At 44.4% G+C, this 13,426-nt stretch carries 12 protein-coding genes; 3 read left to right on the plus strand and 9 right to left on the minus strand.

Annotation, left to right across the window (positions count from 1 at the left end; translation table 11 throughout):
- The first annotated feature begins 166 nt into the window (after positions 1-166).
- Complete coding sequence (gene fabR, locus GA693_RS06750) at positions 167-793, plus strand: HTH-type transcriptional repressor FabR (RefSeq protein WP_228151050.1); 627 nt, start codon at positions 167-169, stop codon at positions 791-793.
- 20 nt (positions 794-813) lie between these two features.
- Here the strand turns inward: fabR and GA693_RS06755 are convergent, their stop codons facing one another.
- The 5 genes from GA693_RS06755 to GA693_RS06775 all read right to left on the minus strand — a co-directional run bounded on the left by GA693_RS06755 (position 814) and on the right by GA693_RS06775 (position 6,636).
- Positions 814-1,614: an alpha/beta hydrolase gene (locus GA693_RS06755; RefSeq protein WP_016659144.1), complete on the minus strand. Its 801-nt coding sequence runs from the start codon at positions 1,612-1,614 to the stop codon at positions 814-816.
- A 108-nt stretch (positions 1,615-1,722) separates the two neighbouring features.
- Positions 1,723-1,989, minus strand: a complete 267-nt coding sequence (locus GA693_RS06760) for a PAAR domain-containing protein (RefSeq protein WP_005178913.1) — start codon at positions 1,987-1,989, stop codon at positions 1,723-1,725.
- A 185-nt stretch (positions 1,990-2,174) separates the two neighbouring features.
- A complete protein-coding gene (gene rapA, locus GA693_RS06765; RefSeq protein ID WP_075166923.1) occupies positions 2,175-5,012 on the minus strand; it encodes an RNA polymerase-associated protein RapA in 2,838 nt (945 codons plus the stop codon).
- Positions 5,013-5,151: 139 nt separating this feature from the next.
- On the minus strand, positions 5,152-5,796 hold the full coding sequence (locus GA693_RS06770; RefSeq protein ID WP_163145690.1) for an RluA family pseudouridine synthase: 645 nt from the start codon (positions 5,794-5,796) through the stop codon (positions 5,152-5,154).
- A gap of 141 nt (positions 5,797-5,937) precedes the next feature.
- Positions 5,938-6,636 (minus strand): phosphopantetheine-binding protein, encoded by a 699-nt coding sequence (locus tag GA693_RS06775; RefSeq protein WP_160241191.1) that lies wholly within the window; start codon positions 6,634-6,636, stop codon positions 5,938-5,940.
- A 327-nt stretch (positions 6,637-6,963) separates the two neighbouring features.
- Between GA693_RS06775 and GA693_RS06780 the strand changes: the two genes are divergently transcribed.
- On the plus strand, positions 6,964-7,596 hold the full coding sequence (locus GA693_RS06780) for a hypothetical protein (protein WP_160241190.1): 633 nt from the start codon (positions 6,964-6,966) through the stop codon (positions 7,594-7,596).
- A gap of 53 nt (positions 7,597-7,649) precedes the next feature.
- On the opposite strand, the gene GA693_RS06785 is transcribed toward GA693_RS06780, so the two are convergent.
- A complete protein-coding gene (locus GA693_RS06785) occupies positions 7,650-8,858 on the minus strand; it encodes an IS256 family transposase (protein WP_160241796.1) in 1,209 nt (402 codons plus the stop codon).
- Between the two features lie 226 nt (positions 8,859-9,084).
- On the opposite strand from GA693_RS06785, the gene GA693_RS06790 reads away from it, so the two are divergent.
- Positions 9,085-10,410 carry an ISNCY family transposase gene (locus tag GA693_RS06790; protein ID WP_160241189.1) on the plus strand — a complete coding sequence of 442 codons (1,326 nt, stop codon included), beginning with the start codon at positions 9,085-9,087 and terminating at the stop codon, positions 10,408-10,410.
- A 206-nt stretch (positions 10,411-10,616) separates the two neighbouring features.
- Here GA693_RS06790 and GA693_RS06795 read toward each other — a convergent pair whose 3' ends face one another.
- The 3 genes from GA693_RS06795 to thiE form a co-directional block, all read right to left on the minus strand.
- On the minus strand, positions 10,617-11,033 hold the full coding sequence (locus tag GA693_RS06795) for a GlcG/HbpS family heme-binding protein (RefSeq protein WP_104499001.1): 417 nt from the start codon (positions 11,031-11,033) through the stop codon (positions 10,617-10,619).
- A 63-nt stretch (positions 11,034-11,096) separates the two neighbouring features.
- Positions 11,097-12,398, minus strand: a complete 1,302-nt coding sequence (hemL, locus tag GA693_RS06800; RefSeq protein WP_075166927.1) for a glutamate-1-semialdehyde 2,1-aminomutase — start codon at positions 12,396-12,398, stop codon at positions 11,097-11,099.
- Positions 12,399-12,440: 42 nt separating this feature from the next.
- Positions 12,441-13,061: a thiamine phosphate synthase gene (thiE, locus tag GA693_RS06805; protein ID WP_016659151.1), complete on the minus strand. Its 621-nt coding sequence runs from the start codon at positions 13,059-13,061 to the stop codon at positions 12,441-12,443.
- Positions 13,062-13,426: the final 365 nt, after the last annotated feature.

Raw genomic sequence — 13,426 nt, forward strand, 5'->3', positions numbered from 1 at the left:
TATATATATTTGTATATACGCTTGTATTGTTTCTATTCATTTCACAAGTTCACACACAACGGCTATACTACTGAAAAGCCTTTCAGCTCTGGACCCTATGACTCAGCCTGCCATGAAAATAAGTAATGATGTTCTTGCCCAAGATGTTCCCAACATCCGTGAACCCATGACGGTGCGTACGGTCGGCAGGAAAGCGACCATTACCAAGGAAGAGCTGTTTCAGGCTGCACTGAATCTGATCGGACCCCAAAAAAGTATTGCCTCTTTAAGCCTGCGTGAAGTCGCGCGCGAAGCCGGTATTGCACCGAATAGTTTTTATCGTCACTTTAAAGATATTGATGAGCTGGCCATTGCCCTGATTGACCGGGCCGGCCATGTGCTGCGTCAGATTCTGAATCAGGCACGTTTAAAAGCATCCAAACAGAACAGCATTATCCGCACCTCGGTTGAAGTCTTTATTGAACAGCTAGATGCTGATGAAGGTAATTTAAGTCTGCTGTTGCGTGAAGGCTATACCGGATCGACGTCTTATAAGCAGGCAGTGGAACGTCAGCTGAACTATTTCCAGCAGGAACTGAAAGATGACCTGATTCGTCTGGAGCGTTTGAATAACAGCAAACTGTCCCATCCGGAGATTGTTTCTTCAGCCATTACCCAGCTGGTGTTTAATATGGGTGCCAAAGTGATTGATATGCCCGCCAATGAACGTAAAATCATTGCCGAGCAAACCATGATCATGATCCGGATGCTGCTCGAAGGCGCACGCCATTTAGATGAAGCACAAATCCGTTAACTGGATTTTAAACTGCTTATTTAAAGTGTTGATCGAATCCGCTGCTGCACATCGCGTGCGCTCTGCTCAGGAGATTCCAGCGGGAACATATGCCCACCCGCTACAACACTAAACTCAATGCCATATATCTTTTTTAGTCCCTGCGGGAAACCTTGCTTATAAAAAGCACTCTGCTCTGCCGTGATTAAATGCACCGGTAAATTTGGGGCTTTACGCGGCCAACGCCACCACCAGCTTGGTACAGTTCTAAAAATATCTGCCTCGACCTGTTTTGGAATCTGTAAGCTGATGCCGGCCTCATCTTCTCTAAGACCATGCCGGATAAAATCCTGAAAACAGCGCTCATCAAACTGTTTAAACAAGGCATTGCCACGTAACTGCTGATAAGCCTGCTCACGGCTAGACCAGGCGTCTTTACGTTTCAGACTCAGCCCGGCCGGGGTTAAACGGTCAATCTGTTTTGAACCCAGCTTTTGCAATAACTCGAATATCGGCGCTGTTTTACCAATCACAAAAGGCGGGTCCATTAAAATCAGCTGGCTAAATAAATCTGGCCGTTGATAAGATGCCATCAGCAACACCAGCGCGCCAAAAGAATGCCCCAAACCGACCACTGCCTGTTTTGGTGTTTGTAACTCGATATCGGCAATGACCTGCGCCACCAGTTTTTCCCATTTTGGCTCAACCGGATAGTCCGGATTCAGGCCAATGACCGGAATATATTTCAGCTCAATATCGGCATCAAAATAATCAAAAAAGGTCTGATAGCAAGGACTGGCGATGCCATTGGCATGGGCAAAATAAACAACAGTTTTGGTCATAAAGGTATTTGAAGCAGATAATCCATTTTGCAGGAGGTAATTTTAATTTTTGCTGCGATTCTCAAGATTAGCCAGGCTGGTTCAACACTCTACGCCTGACCAATATATTTATTTAGCCGACACCACCAGATTCTGGCTAGGCAAGAAAGTTGCGCCGCAGGTGGTTTTATCACCAACAATCACCACACCACGCCCTTTGACCTGGGTGGTTGGATCGGCCGCAATGGCCGCTACTGTAGTTTTACATTTTGGACAATAATGCTTCATGCCATTTAAATGCACGGCAATGCCATTAATAACAAATGAACTTTCACATTCAGCAACCACACCGCCATGTGAAGTTTTAGAGCCTAAAGTGACTAATGCTTTACCCATCGTTGTTATATCTTTTAAAAATTTGGCTCATCTTAGCATGAACATTTTACCGGACTCTAGTGCACTGATCGCCGGGCTGTTCATGTCCGGCAAATCAGTATTAAAAAAGCACCCTTCAAATTAGACTAAAAGTGTCCAACTTTCGGGGTGCAGTTCAGAAGGTGCTTTTCTAAAAATTACGACTGTTATGGTTTAACCACCACCATCACCTGAATCGCTTCCGGGGTAACCGCAATACCGTCAAGCAGGCTTAAACCTTCTTTTTGCAATTTCTGCAAACGGCTGATTTCATCTTCACGGATGCTTGGGTTAAATTGCTTCAGATACGTTAGACGGTCAATTTCATATTGCCATTTCGCGCCATACATTTCTTTGGCCTGCTCTTTTAAGCCCGGCAAGGCAGTTTTGGCAATGTCCAATGCCTGTGCATAACGCTGCTCAATCACCTCGCGGCGTGCTTTTACCACCTGACGGCAGCTATTGCCATCTAAATGATGTAAATACGGTTTTAAGATTTCAGGGGCAATTTTTTGCGACAGATCCTGACCTTTTTCACTCAGCAATACACGAATCAATTGCTGCGGCAAGCTTGATGGCAGGTTCAATGCTTTTGGTGCAATCACATCAACCTTGAACCACACTTCCAGCAGCACCGAACCTTGCGGTAATGCAGCTGACTTTAACACCGCCACATTGGTACTACCAAAGCTTTGGGTATTGATCATTTCCATCACGCTTTCGGTAAATGGATGTTCCAAAGTCAGATATTGTGCATCTTCGCGGATTTGAGCCTGATCACGATAGAAAGTCGCAGTCATGCCCTCTTCATCTAAAGTCAGACCTTGTACCTGCATCTGGTCTGTTGGCTTGATGATGACTGTGCCATTGCTTTGTTCATCAAAGTCGATGTTGGTTGAAGCCATAAAGCGCTTCATGAACATTGGCAAGGTAGTGTTGTCATCATAATCTTCCAGCGCCTGGACAATTTCCTGCGCCACCACCGGACGGCAAGAGTTGTATTCCAGTAAACGGTCACGGCCTTCCTGCAGTTCAGCTTCCAAGGCTTCGCGCTGTACGCTAACCGCTTCCAGCAATTCTTCAAACTGCTGGCCTTGATCTGCCAGTAAGCAGTCTTTTAATTCAACAATGAAGTTTTCCTGCAAAGTCTGCGCCGTTGGGGAAATATTGCTGAAAATATTCAACGCTTCGTTATACCAGCGGAACATGCGCTCTTGCGCCGTACCAAGTAAATACGGCACATGAATTTGAATCCGATTTTCCTGACCAATCCGGTCTAGACGGCCAATTCGCTGTTCCAGTACGTCCGGGTTCGCCGGTAAATCAAATAAAATTAAATCCGATGCAAACTGGAAGTTACGCCCTTCTGAACCAATTTCCGAACAGAGCAGGATTTGCGCACCATAGGAATCTTCTGCGAAATACGCCGCCGCCTGGTCACGTTCCAGCAGGCTCATACCTTCATGGAACATCGCAGTACGAATACCGGCGTGTAAACGCAGTGCATTTTCTAGCGCTTCCACCACCGGACCACTACGTGCAATCAGTAGCACTTTTTTGTGTTTTAAATCGCTGCGCAGCTTTTCCATCAGCCACATTACACGCGGATCGGTTTCCATCCACGCACCATCAAGCTGGCCTTCTTCTGGCCACATCTGTTCACGCAACTTGCCCTCTTTGGCCCAGTGGTCTGGGGCTGGCAGTGGTGCTGGCTGACAGTCACGGCCCGGGAAGCCCTGAATCGCTTCACGGGTGTTACGGAATAAAATACGGCCGGTACCATGACGGTCTAACAGTTCATGAATGGCGCGGAAACGCTGTTCCGGATGGTCTTCAATGCGATGACCGAGCAAGCCTTCCAAAGCAGCCAGATGACCTTCTTCCAGTGGCATGTCGGACATCAGCACTTCGGCAATTTTGGCTGTTTGCTGATATTGCGCTTCTTCATCCAGGAAACGGTCCAACGAACTGAAACGTTGAGGATCGAGCAGGCGTAAACGGGCAAAGTGACTTTCAACACCCAACTGTTCTGGGGTTGCAGTTAAGAGCAACACACCGGCCGTTTGTTCAGCAAATTCTTCGACCAGATCATAACGGTCATTGCCGCCTTCTTCTTCTGACCACATCAGGTGATGCGCTTCATCAACCACCAGTAAATCAAAACCAGCTTCAAGTGCCTGCTCACGCAGATCTTCGTGGTCAATCATCAGGTCAATAGAAGCAATAATACATTGCTCGGTCAGGAACGGGTTTAAATCCGGGTCATGTTCTTTAATTGACGCTGTACGGGTCAGATCAAATAAAGAGAACTGCAGGTTGAAACGGCGGCGCATTTCAATCATCCACTGATATTGCAGTGAATCTGGCACCAAAATTAAAATACGTTCAGAACGGCCGGTTTTGAGCTGCTGATGAATGATCAGACCGGCTTCAATGGTTTTACCCAAACCCACTTCATCGGCCAGTAATACACGCGGTGCAAAACGCTTACCGACTTCGTGGGCAATATAGAGTTGATGCGGAATCAGGCCAACGCGTGAACCAATCAGGCCACGCAGCGGACTGCTGTGCATATTGGCCTGCATCAACAGCGCTTCAATACGCAGGTCGTACCATTCTTTATAGTCAATCTGGCTGGCCAGTAAACGGTCTAAGGGTTTAGACAGCTGGATTTGCGCGCCAATTCGGGTTTCATTCAGCGATTTCTGTTCTTCTGAACCATCTTCCAGCTGACGTACCACGTTATAACGCACCACGCCACCGCGATCTTCCAGACTCTGAACCGTCCATTTCAGGCCTTCCTGGTCCTGTACTTCATCGCCCGCATTAAACACGATACGGGACAAAGGTGCATTGTTACGTGCATAGACACGGGTTTCGTCACTCTTGGGGAATAAAATGCTGATTGAACGTTCATCTACATCAATAAGAACGCCTAAGCCCAGTTCTGTTTCTGTATCTGACAACCAACGTTGACCAATAGCAAACTGCTGCAATTTTTCCACCTTTTTCTAGAAGTTAGGACTGTCGCGTTATCACTCAAGGACTGCTTGCCATTTGAGCAAAATTTGACATCGTAAAGCAATATATTTTGACATAAAGCCCACCAAAAAGTGAGCTTAAATTCATGAGGATATGTTTCCCTTAAAACGGCACCGGGCAATTAAACTCCAGTGTTTCTCCCGTTTGAGGATGTTGAAAACTTAAATACGCCGCATGCAAACACAGGCGTGGAGACAGCTGTTGCTGCTCTGGCGTGGCATATAAGGTATCGCCAATAATTGGATGACCCAGATATTGCATATGCACCCGCAGCTGATGCGAACGGCCGGTAATTGGAATAAGTTTGACCCGCGTAACCGCCTGTCCATTTATTTCAAACTGTTCCAGCGCCTGCCAGTGGGTAAGCGCCGGTTTCGAATGAGAAGGATCGGCCATATGCAACGGCGGACGGGTTGGATCATAGACCACCGGCACATCAATGGTGCCTTCGCCGTATAGATGCCCGGCCACCACTGCCTGATAATGCTTATCGGTCTGGCGTTCCTGAAACTGGCGTGAAATCTTGTTTTGCCCCAAGCGGCTAAGACCAAACACCAAAATACCTGAGGTGTCACGATCCAGACGATGAATTAACAGGGTTTTAGGCTCAATGGCGACCAAACGGCTGATCAGGCAGTCTTGTAAATCTGCTGTTTTTCCTGGCACTGTGAGTAAGCCGGCCGGTTTATGGATGAGCATAAAATCTTCATCTCGATAAATCAGGTGTTCGGTTAGAAAATTACTCAAAGTACACTTCCAGGCTGATCGCGAAAATAAGGCGGCAATGATAAAAACCTTGCACCACAATTACAATGCAATTTGCGCAAATTGCAGACGTTTTTTCCGATTTTGCTGAATAAAAATGTCAATTTTCTGAAAATGGCAAATTTAGTCCGTTAAAATCTGCAGCAATCCGTGTAGTGTGGGTTTGGACTGCATATCTTCATAGCGAATATTGGCGCCATTGGCACGCCATAAACCGACCAGACTGACCATACTTACCGAGTCCAAACCATAGTGACGCAGATCTTCATGCGGGTCGATATCCAGCGCATCCATATCCAGCTGTTCGGCTATGGCCAGTAAAATGCCTTTGCGGGACAGGATATATGCCAAGGGCGCACTGAGACTCCAAAGCCGGTTCAGGCTATAGCTAGTCAGATGATGCAGCCCCTGCTGGGAGATATTTTCAATCCATTGGATATGCTGCTCCTGATTGGCCAGTAGAATCGCATCATCCACCACACAGAGCTGTTCGGTCACGCTATACAGATGCGGTAAAATCTGTTTTAGCATCGGAGTGATCTGCCCGGCAAAAATCAGTTGTGGATGGGTTGAAGCGTATTCACCCAACTGCTGCATGCCTTGCAGGACATCATCGCCATAGAGATCGACAATAGGAATATCGAGGGCTTTGGCTTTGTTGCTGATCTGGATCAGATGAGTCATCAGGTCGCTGTCCTGTATACCTACCATCATCCTTAGGTTTTGCAGTCCTACCAGTACCAAAACAGATTCATTTGATGCAAGCTGCCATTTGGCTTGAGATGGTACGAGTTGGATTTTTTTGGGCATGAGGTACAGCATGGAAGGCTCTTATAAATACAAAATAGCATGATGATTCATGCTATTTTAGTTTAGCATCGATTTAAAAAACACTTTGATTTCACAGACGTTTATTGTTCTAATTTCGTATAATCGCCATTATCTTAAATAAGCATAATTCAATACGGCTTTGTTGCACAAAGATTTCATAACTATATGATTTTAGAAGTTTTGATTATTTTTTGATCCAAAATTAAATTTATTTAAATCAGATGCTTACATATTTATGCAACAAAGCCATTCAATACAAGCAATTGATCGAACTATAGATTAATTTAGGTAGTTAAATCATTAACCCTATTTGAAACAATGAAAATAAAAACTTACTCTTCTAAAGGCTTTATCGGAGTTTTATTGCTCATAATATTTATGGCATGGTTTGTACTTAAATGCATTCCTCTATCAGAGCAAGAACAAAATGCAAAAATTAGTAGCAAAATGGAAAGACAACGGCTTCGATTGGCTCAAGAATTTGATAGGTACACTCTAGAGGAACAAGCACGATTGCCAAAATATGATTCCCGTAAATATGCCCTAATTAAACGTAATAGCAGATTCTGGTTAATACCTAGAGAATATTTTAGTGATAATGGTTTTCATATAAGGTGGCCAAATACGGTAAATAGGCTACTAAAAAGAAATTGGGAAAATAAATCTAATAAAAAATACCCTATTGTGCGAGTCTTGATGGAGTCACGACAATTTAATGCATCTACAGGTTATGCAGGTAATGATAAATTTCTAAATGTAGAGCCATGCAAAAATGGAAATGATTGGTTTATTTGGAATGGAATAAATGTTCGGATATACCCGAGTGATGTACCTAATCTTTCAGATAGGCAGCGTTTAGATATATGTTTAACAGTATTGAAAATACTCAATGAGGAAATAAAGGAAATAAAGGAAATAAAGGAAATAAAGGAAATAAAGGAAATAAGTTAATTAACTTTAAGATTGAGCCTGTAAATAATTTTGTGTAATTGCTTTTGATCAATTTAAAGGTGATTGCTTAAGCGGTCACCGAATTCAATAATAAAGCGGCTCATGGCTAAACGCCAGTCGCGAATAGGCATATTCCACTTTTTAGACGCTGCATCAATTGCCAGGTAAATCACTTTACGTACAGAATCATCCGTTGGAAAGACTTTACGCTTTTTGATCGCCTGACGTATTACGCTGTTTAATGATTCGATCGCATTGGTGGTATAGATGGCTTTGCGTATCTCGGCTGGATAAGCAAAGAAGGTATTTAGATTCTCCCAGTGTGTACGCCAGCTTTTGCTGATCTGTGGGTACTTGTCATCCCATGTTTGGGCGAATTGATCCAAGGCCATCAAGGCTGCCTCTTCAGTAGGTGACTGATAAACGGCTTTTAAATCCTGAGTCACCGCCTTGTAATCTTTCCATGATACGTATTTCAAGCTGTTACGCAGCATATGGATAATGCACAGCTGGATATGGGTTTGCGGGTATACGCTGTTAATGGCATCAGGAAAGCCTTTTAGTCCATCCACACAGGCGATCAGAATATCCTGCAACCCTCGGTTTTTAAGCTCAGTCAGGACATTCAGCCAAAACTTTGCACCTTCATTCTCAGCCATCCACATGCCGAGCAGTTCTTTCTGTCCATCAAGATTAATGCCTAAGGCAAGGAATACAGCCTTGTTGATAACACTGCCATTATGACGGACTTTAACTACAATACAGTCCATATAGACGATGGGATAGAGTGCATCCAGCGGACGGTTTTGCCATTCAGCGACTTGCTCCTTAACAGCATCTGTCACCCTGGAAATAAGCGTTGGCGATACATCAGCATCGTACATTTCTTTGAAAGTAGCCACGATTTCACGGGTAGTCATGCCTTTGGCATAAAGGGATAGAATTTGGCTATCCATTTGCGTGATACGAGTCTGATTCTTTTTAATTAGCTGTGGCTCAAATGTGCCATCACGATCTCGTGGTGTGGTGATCTCAATCTCACCATCATCGCTCAGCACGGTCTTACTGGAATAACCGTTACGAGCATTTGAACCGTTCTTACGAGCATTCTTTTCATGTCCGAGATGTTCGGTAAGTTCGGCATTGAGAGCCGTTTCAACAGTGAGTTTAGTCAACAATCGGGTGAATTGATTGAGATCGTCTTCTGTTTTGATTCCTTTAGCAAATTCTGCTGCAAGGTCTTTTAGTTTTTGTTCGTTCATCATGTTGCCTGACTCCGTTGTGAATATGAACATAGCAAATTCAGGCAATTACACAATTTAATTTACAGTCTCTTAAGATTTCCTTAAATTAACATAATACACCTTATACGAAATTCTTCTGTAACTCCAAAATAGAAATGTCCGGTTTCTCCAAAGTAAAAATGTCCGCTTTTAGAATATGCACTTTTGCAATTTTCTTAGCGGACGGTTTGATATGTTGGTGTCTATGTCGGATAAAGAACTTAAACGATTGTCGGTCTTGCAGGAAATCTGCGATCAACGCATAACTCAATCCCAAGCTGCTCAGCTACTTCATATTTCAGAACGTCAGATCAGACGCTTACTGCAGAAATACAAAGCCCAAGGTCCAGCTGCATTAGCCCATGCCGGTCGTGGCCAAATCAGCAATTCTAAACTTCCTGAAGAACTCAGACTCAAGTGCCTCAATATTGTTTCTGACCAACTCCATGGTTTCGGACCCACTTTAGCGCATGAAAAGCTCACCACCGTACATGGATTCGATCTTTCAGTAGAAACCCTGCGTTCTTGGATGATTGCAGCTGACTTATGGATGCCTCGATCCAAGCGCCTGAAACGACCGTATCAGCCTCGTTACAACCGGGATTGCTTTGGTGAACTGATCCAAATTGATGGCTCACACCATGACTGGTTTGAAGGACGCGCTGCTAAATGCTGTCTGCTGGTGTTTATCGATGATGCTACAGGAAAATTGCAGCATTTACGCTTCTGTGAGTCAGAATCAACCTTTGACTATATGATTTCAACACGCTTATATGTCGAACAGCACGGTAAGCCTTTAGCGTTTTACAGCGACAAACATTCAGTCTTTAGAGTGAATCAAAGCAGCAAGAAAGACACCAAGATTACCCAGTTTGGACGTGTACTCAGCACCCTGAATATCGATATCATCTTCGCTAATTCACCGCAGGCCAAAGGCCGTGTGGAACGGGCCAACAGAACCCTTCAGGACCGTCTGATCAAGGAGATGCGCCTGAAAGGCATCTGTTCGATTGAGCAAGCTAATGTCTGGCTACCCTGCTTCATTGAGCAGTTCAATCAGAAGTTCGCCAAGATGGCTTTTAATCCTAAGAATCTACATCGGCCTATCATGGAAACAGCCGAAGAGTTAGATGATATTTTTACTTGGCGTGAACCTCGCAGAGTCACGAATAGCTTGACGATTACTTATGATAAATGCGTCTATCTGCTGGAAAATAAAGAAGAAAACCAGAGTCTCATGGGTAAATATATTGAATTTCTAGAATACCCAGACGGTACGGTCGCCATTGAATATCAGGGAAGAAAAATCAATTACAGCATCTTCGATAAATTAAGTCAGCTGAACCAGCGAGAGATTGTTGAGAATAAACGTTTGAGTTCAGTCTTGGCCCATATCCAGCAACAGCATGAAGAACTAGAACAGCAAAACAAACGAAGTCGTTCTCAATCTATGCCACGTAGACGAGCACAGAAAACAGCAATTCAACAACAAAATCTGAATCCTGTGCTTGACTTGGAAATGTCTGTATAGGACATTTCTATTTGGTTATTAGGTAGGACATTTCTACTTGGGAATAACATCTTCTGATTTCCTTTTTAAATCATAATTTTATTGTATATAGGCAAGCCCAATCATTAGCGATTGGGCTTTTTAATTCATATTTAACGTTCCACGCTTCATTTTGGTACAACTTTGGATGAATTTATTGAGTTGAGCTAATCAATTTTTTTCTTGAATTAACTTTGCTGTGCCACAAACTTCTCAATCGCTACCCGTGCAATCTCCGCATCTTCAAACGACTTCACACCCGACACACCCATCGCACCGACGAGCTGCCCTTGATACATAATCGGTTCACCACCTTCTAGCATCCCTGAAAATGATTCCATGGTCAGGAAGCCCATCTGACCGCCTTTGATAATATCTTCAAACAGTTTGGATGCATGGCGACTCATGGCAGAACATTTGGCTTTTTCGATGGCTAGATTTGCAGTCATTGGTGCTGCCCCATCCATACGTTTCATGGCCAGTAAACTGCCCGTTTCATCCACCACGGCAATACTGACATTAAAGTTATGCTGTATCGCATATTGATGCGCTTCATTTAATAGAAATTCAGCATCACTTAAAGTCATATAATGTTTGGTTTTCATTTTGATCTCGAATTAACTGAAGCTTCCCTCTCCTTTTAGGAGAGGGTTAGGGAGAGGTCAAATTTACGCTTTCATCTCAGCAAAAGTGGCTTTTGCCGCCTGAATAGTAAACTCGATATCTTCATCGCTGTGCGCGCTTGAAATAAAGCCGGCTTCAAATGCAGATGGTGCCAGGTTCACGCCACGCTCCAGCATGCCGTGGAAGAATTTACGGAAAGCATCGACATCACATTTCAGCATCGAGTCAAAGCTGGTGATATCGTCCTGATCGGTAAAGTACAGACCAAACATCGCGCCCACTTGCTGGGTTTTAAACGCAATACCGGCTTCATCTGCCGCTGCCTGTAAACCGGCCAGCAGTTTTTCCAGTTGTGTACTTAATTTTTCATAGAAGCCTGGCTCACGCAGATGTTTAAACATCTCGATACCGGCACGCATCGCCAGCGGGTTCCCCGACAATGTTCCGGCCTGATACACCTTACCCAGTGGTGCAATACATTCCATCACTTCGCGTTTACCACCGAAAGCACCGACCGGTAAGCCGGCACCAATGATTTTACCCAAAGTAGTTAAATCTGGAGTAACGCCATAATGCGCCTGCGCACCGCCTAAGCCGACACGGAAACCGGTCATCACTTCATCAATAATAAACACCGAGCCATGTTCATCACAGACATCACGAATGGCTTGCAAGAAACCATCAATTGGCGCAACCAGGTTCATGTTACCGGCAACCGGTTCCACAATCACCCCGGCAATTTCTGAACCAAACTTGGCAAAGCATTCTTTTAAGGTGGCAATATCGTTATATGGCAGGGTTAAGGTGTGTTTGGCAAAATCCGCAGGAACACCGGCAGAGGTCGCTTCACCCTCACCTTTGGTTAACAGGCCAGAACCGGCTTTCACCAGTAATGAATCTGAGTGACCGTGGTAACAGCCCTCAAATTTCACGATCTTGTCACGGCCGGTATAACCACGTGCCAGACGAATCGCGGTCATGGTCGCTTCAGTACCGGAGTTGGTCATACGCACCAGTTCAATTGATGGCATGATGTCACAGATAATATCGGCCAGCGTCGTTTCATGAACGGTTGGCGCACCAAAACTTAAACCGTCTACCGCAGCATCCTGCACCGCTTTAATAATCGCTGGATGGGCATGACCCAAAATCATTGGCCCCCATGAACCAACATAATCGACATAGCGTTTGCCATCTACATCGTATAAATATGCGCCTTGGGCTTTTTCAATAAAGACCGGCGTGCCGCCTACACCATTGAACGCACGCACCGGTGAGTTCACGCCACCTGGAATATGTTTGCTGGCTTGTTTAAATAATTGTTCTTGCTTTGGAGATAGGCTCATGAATCGACTCAACTCAAAATAAAATCAGACAAAAATTTCGGCTTAAACCGCCTTTTTAAATAGTTCAGACCAGTCATATACGCGTTGAGCAACGGTATGCATCGGACGACCTAATATATCACTAATCACCGCACAAAGGTCTGCACCGGCATCAATCACCTGCTGACCATTTTCAACGGTTAAACCACCAATTGCGCAGATGGGTACATTCAGTTTTGCTTTGGCCTGCTTTAAGGTTTCCAGACCGATATTGCCGGCTTCCGGCTTGGTATCGGTGGCGAAAATTGCCCCAAATGCCACATAGTTAGCGCCATCGGCAATGGCCTGCTCTGCCAGCTCAAGTGAATTGTTACAGCTGCGGCCAATCAGGACATTCTTTGGTAAACGTGCCGCGGCTTCGACAATTGAGCCATCATCCTGACCCAAATGCACGCCGACACCATATTTTACCGCAGCCTCCAAATCATCATTAATCACAAATGGCACTTTGTACTGTGCACACAATGATTTCATATATTCAATTTCATAAGCCTGATCTTCTTTTGCCACCTTTTTACGGCGATATTGCAAGACTGCAACTTCATAGGTCGCCATTGCACCTTCAAGTTTGGCTAAAAGCAGTTCAATCGGATCATCATTGGTAATTAAATATAAGCCACGCATTTTGCCTGCCTGAAACACCTCAAAAAATTGGCTCTCATTATTACATAGTTACAGCTCAAGAGCAGGCCTTGCCTGTATTTTCGCTGATGCTTTGTTTCAGTTCAGATTTTTATGCAAAATCCCTAGTATTGGGGATAGAGTCAGCGCCGGTTTCGGTATTTACTAAGACTCACAATAATAACGATATAAGTTGTTGTTTTTTATTTTTTTATATCAATAACAACCAACGTGCATTCATGGTCTCATGGACGTACTAGAATTTGATGCCAGGACGCATTTGGGGAAATGTGATCAAACGCTAGCACGTCCACACTCTTTTGACTCTCTTCATTCTTTTTATTTCAATGATTCCAGCTATAAAAAAA

The sequence above is a fragment of the Acinetobacter indicus genome (assembly GCF_009914475.1).
Classification (GTDB): Bacteria; Pseudomonadota; Gammaproteobacteria; order Pseudomonadales; family Moraxellaceae; genus Acinetobacter; species Acinetobacter indicus.

Bases quoted from the DNA above. Each gene is read 5' to 3' on its own strand.
- fabR (WP_228151050.1), top strand. From the start codon at position 167: ATGACGGTGCGTACGGTCGGCAGGAAAGCGACCATTACCAAGGAAGAG.
- GA693_RS06755 (WP_016659144.1), bottom strand. From the start codon at position 1,614: ATGACCAAAACTGTTGTTTATTTTGCCCATGCCAATGGCATCGCCAGT.
- GA693_RS06760 (WP_005178913.1), bottom strand. From the start codon at position 1,989: ATGGGTAAAGCATTAGTCACTTTAGGCTCTAAAACTTCACATGGCGGT.
- GA693_RS06775 (WP_160241191.1), bottom strand. From the start codon at position 6,636: ATGCTGTACCTCATGCCCAAAAAAATCCAACTCGTACCATCTCAAGCC.
- GA693_RS06780 (WP_160241190.1), top strand. From the start codon at position 6,964: ATGAAAATAAAAACTTACTCTTCTAAAGGCTTTATCGGAGTTTTATTG.
- GA693_RS06785 (WP_160241796.1), bottom strand. From the start codon at position 8,858: ATGAACGAACAAAAACTAAAAGACCTTGCAGCAGAATTTGCTAAAGGA.
- GA693_RS06790 (WP_160241189.1), top strand. From the start codon at position 9,085: ATGTCGGATAAAGAACTTAAACGATTGTCGGTCTTGCAGGAAATCTGC.
- GA693_RS06795 (WP_104499001.1), bottom strand. From the start codon at position 11,033: ATGAAAACCAAACATTATATGACTTTAAGTGATGCTGAATTTCTATTA.
- hemL (WP_075166927.1), bottom strand. From the start codon at position 12,398: ATGAGCCTATCTCCAAAGCAAGAACAATTATTTAAACAAGCCAGCAAA.
- thiE (WP_016659151.1), bottom strand. From the start codon at position 13,061: ATGCGTGGCTTATATTTAATTACCAATGATGATCCGATTGAACTGCTT.